Here is a 3,767-nt window from a genome sequence, read left to right as displayed (position 1 = left end):
GCGCCGCACCGGGGACCGCGGGTCCCGCTGTCAGGCCGGGCCGAGCGGTTCGTCCGGAAAGGGCGTCTCGCCCGCCTCCGAGACCGCGGTGTCCGGGTCCGCGGCGAACGCCGACCCGGCGAAGGCCGGCGGCGCCGGCGGCTGCGCCGGGTCCGGGACGCCCCCCATCGCGGCCGGACCGCGGCGCGCGGCCGGGTCCAGCAACGCCTGGTACGGTCCCACGGCCTCCTTGCCGATCCGGCGCAACGCGTCCCAGATCGTCACCTGGTTGGCCGACAGGACCGGCATGCGCAGCTCCGCCTCCAGCTGCGGGATCATGTCGAACGTCGGCAGGTTGGTACAGCTGATGAAGAGCGCGTCGGGCGACCCCTCCGTCGCCTCGTGCGCCATCCGGACGACCTCGCGGTAGCTGACCCGCCAGATCTCCCGGGTCAGCCCGAGGTAGCTGCGCCCGCAGACCTCCATCCCGCCCTCCGCCAGGTACTCCTCCAGCGAGTCGGTGACCGACTTGGTGTAGGGCGTCACGACGGCGATGCGCCGGACGCCGAGCTCGTGCAGCGCGTGGAGCAGGGCACCGGAGGTGGTCAGGGCCGGCATCTCCCCCGCGCGGGACATCGCGGCGGCCATGGCGCGTTCGCCGACCCCGCCGCCGACGAAGCTCCCGGACGTGCAGGCGTAGGCGACGACCTCGGGGCTGACGGCCGAGAGGGCGCGGACGGCCTCGGTGAGGGTCTCGTGCTCACTGACGAGGCGGGCGAGGTCGAGGCTGACCTCCACCGGGACGAACGGCGTTCGGGTGACATGGAGGGAGACGTCGTCCGGGACCCAGCGCCACAACTCGCGGTCCAGTGCGAAGTCGAACGGTGCGACGATGCCGACGCCGCGCTGCGGCGTCGGCCCACCTACGAAGGAGACATCCATGAGGAACCCCAAAGAGACGGAGGGGCGGCGCAGATGGGCTGATCTGGCCGAGGATGGAACACAAGCCGGTCGGGCAAACCGGGACGCCGGGACAGATGCCTTCATTGACGACGGTAGTTTCTTCTCCCTACCGTGGTCAATCCTGGGCTTTCCCCGATCCGGCGACGGCCGGATTCCGTGGAGAACCCGAACCCGTGCCCGGAGCGATCCGGCCCGAAGCGAAACAGGCCCGCGTTGCGAAATGGTTTCCCGCTCATGACCGATCCCCGCGTTCTCGTCCTCGTCTCCGCCGGTCCGACCGCCGGCCCCACCCTGCCTCCCGCACTGCACCGTCTCGACGGCCGTGCCCGTGTCACCTTCGGTGACGAGAAATCGCTGGTGGATGCGTTGCCCGACGCCGATGCCCTGCTGATCTGGGACTTCTCCTCGGACGCGCTGCGCGGCGCCTGGCCGGGCGACGGGCCGCGGCCGGGATGGGTGCACACCGCCAGCGCCGGGGTCGACCGGCTGCTGTTCCCCGAGCTGGTGGAATCGGACACGGTCGTCACCAATGCGCGAGGCATTTTCGACCAACCGATCGCCGAATATGTGGCCGGTATGGTCATCGCCATGGCAAAGGATTTCCACGCCACAGCGGATTTGCAGCGTCGCCGTGAGTGGCGGCACCGTGAGACACGCAAGGTCGCCGGAAGCCGCGCGGTGGTGGTCGGTTCCGGTCCGATCGGCCGGAGAATCGGCGTCACGCTCACGGCACTCGGTGTCGGGGTGGATCTGGTGGGTCGACGCGGCAGTGACACCGACCCCGATTTCGGCCGGGTGCACGCGAGCGAATCCCTGCCCGCGGTACTGGCCGAAGCCGACTGGGTGGTGTGCGCGGCACCGTTGACGGCGGCGACCACCGGAATGTTCGACGCCGACGCCTTCGCCCGCATGAAGCGCGGGGCGCACTTCATCAACGTCGGGCGCGGGGCGCACGTCGTCGAGGACGACCTCGTGGCCGCGCTGCGCTCGGGCCGGCTCGGTGGGGCGGCGCTCGACGTCTTCGCCTCCGAGCCGCTGGAGGCCACCAGCCCGCTGTGGGACGTCCCGGGACTGCTGGTGTCGCCCCACATGAGCGGGGACACCATCGGCTGGCGCGACGACCTGGCGGAGCAGTTCGCGGACAACTTCGACCGCTGGCTCGCCGGGGAGCCCCTGGTCAACGTGGTGGACAAGCGCCTCGGGTACGTCCCGCGGACCTGAGCTCGGCGACCGCCCCGGCCGGGCCGACCGGCCGGGTTCCCCGGGCGCCGCGTCGGACGGCGCCCGGGTTCAGCAGCGATGGGGAGTCACGGATGACGGATCTGACGGCGCTGTCCGCCGAGCGGCTGGTGGCCGGGTACCGGGCGGGCGAGCTCTCCCCGGTGGAGGTGGCGCGGGCGACGCTCGACCGCGCGGCGGCGGCGCAGCACGCGGTCAACGCGTTCGTGCTGCTGCTGGAGGAGGAGGCCCTGGAGCAGGCCCGGGCCTCGGAGCGGCGGTGGCACCGGCGGGAGCCGGCCGGTCCGCTGGACGGCGTACCGGTGACGGTCAAGGACATCCTGCTGCTGCGCGGCCACCCGACCCTGCGGGGGTCGGCGGCGGCCGCGACCGCACCGAACGAGGAGGACGCCCCCGCGGTGGCCCGGCTGCGGGAGTCGGGAGCGGTGTTCCTCGGGAAGACCACGACGCCGGAGTACGGCTGGAAGGGGGTCACGGACTGCCCCCCGCACGGCGCGACGGGGAACCCGCGGGCTCCCGAGCGCACCGCGGGTGGCTCCAGCGGCGGTGGCGCGGCGGCGGTGGCGCTGGGCGCCGGGCCGCTGAGTCTGGGGACGGACGGCGGCGGCTCGGTCCGCATCCCGGCCGCGTTCTGCGGCGTGTTTGCCCTGAAGCCCACCTACGGGAGGGTCCCGCTGCACCCCGCGAGTGCCTTCGGCACCCTGGCCCATGTCGGCCCGATGACCCGGGACGCACGGGACGCCGCACTGCTGCTGGACGTAATCGGTCACCCGGACCCCCGCGACTGGTCCCATCTCGGTGAGCCGCCCGCCGCCTTCTCGGACGGACTGACCGACGACAGCGGCAGCGGCGCCCCGCTGCGCGGGGTGCGGATCGCCTACTCGCCGACGCTCGGGCCGCTCCCGCCCGGCGCGCCGCCGGTCGACCCCGAGATCGCCGCCGCCGTGCGGCGCGGGGCGGAGCGACTGGCCGAGCTCGGCGCCGAGGTCGAGGAGGTGGACCCGAGCCTCCCCGACCCGTTGGTGGTGCGCGAGGCGTTCCACACCCTGTGGTTCAGCGGAGCGGCGCGCGCCACGGCCGGCATCACGGGGGCCTCCCGGGAGCTGATGGACCCGGGGCTGCGCGAGGTGTGCGCGACCGGCGAGAGGTACTCGGCGGTGGAGTACCTGGCTGCCGTCGACGTCCGCATGGCGATGGGCCGGCTGATGGGCGCCTTCCACGAGCGGCACGACCTGCTGCTGACCCCGACCCTGCCGCTGACGGCGTTCGGCCTGGGCCGGGAGGTGCCCGAGGGGTCCGGGATGCGGCGGTGGACGGAGTGGACGCCGTTCACCTATCCCTTCAACATGACGCAGCAGCCCGCCGCGAGCGTGCCCTGCGGGCTCCACTCGGACGGGTTGCCGATGGGGTTGCAGTTGGTGGGTCCGCGGCACGCCGACGCCGTGGTGCTGCGGGTGGCGCACGCGCTGTACGCGGCGGGGGGCACGGCTCTTCCGCCGCCGGAGTGACCGCCCGCCCCGGCGGCGCGCGCCGCCGGGGCAGGGCAGGCGGAGTGCGCTGCCCGCCGTCCCGGGCCGCACCCGTTC

The 3,767-nt window shown here is 73.6% G+C and carries 3 protein-coding genes; 2 read left to right on the top strand and 1 reads right to left on the bottom strand.

Annotated features, from left to right (window positions below):
- Positions 1-30 precede the first annotated feature (30 nt).
- On the bottom strand, positions 31-921 hold the full coding sequence (locus tag HCN52_RS22655) for a maleate cis-trans isomerase family protein (RefSeq protein ID WP_168090301.1): 891 nt from the start codon (positions 919-921) through the stop codon (positions 31-33).
- Positions 922-1,176: 255 nt separating this feature from the next.
- On the opposite strand from HCN52_RS22655, the gene HCN52_RS22650 reads away from it, so the two are divergent.
- Positions 1,177-2,163, top strand: a complete 987-nt coding sequence (locus HCN52_RS22650; RefSeq protein WP_168090300.1) for a D-2-hydroxyacid dehydrogenase — start codon at positions 1,177-1,179, stop codon at positions 2,161-2,163.
- Between the two features lie 92 nt (positions 2,164-2,255).
- Positions 2,256-3,689, top strand: coding sequence for an amidase (locus tag HCN52_RS22645; protein WP_168090299.1), 1,434 nt, complete (start codon positions 2,256-2,258; stop codon positions 3,687-3,689).
- Positions 3,690-3,767: the final 78 nt, after the last annotated feature.

Origin of the sequence: Streptomyces bohaiensis (genome assembly GCF_012033785.1) — a bacterium.
GTDB classification, from domain to species: domain Bacteria; phylum Actinomycetota; class Actinomycetes; order Streptomycetales; family Streptomycetaceae; genus Streptomyces; species Streptomyces bohaiensis.
Note: the sequence above shows the minus strand (reverse complement) of the source record. Positions and strands in the feature narration are given on the sequence as shown.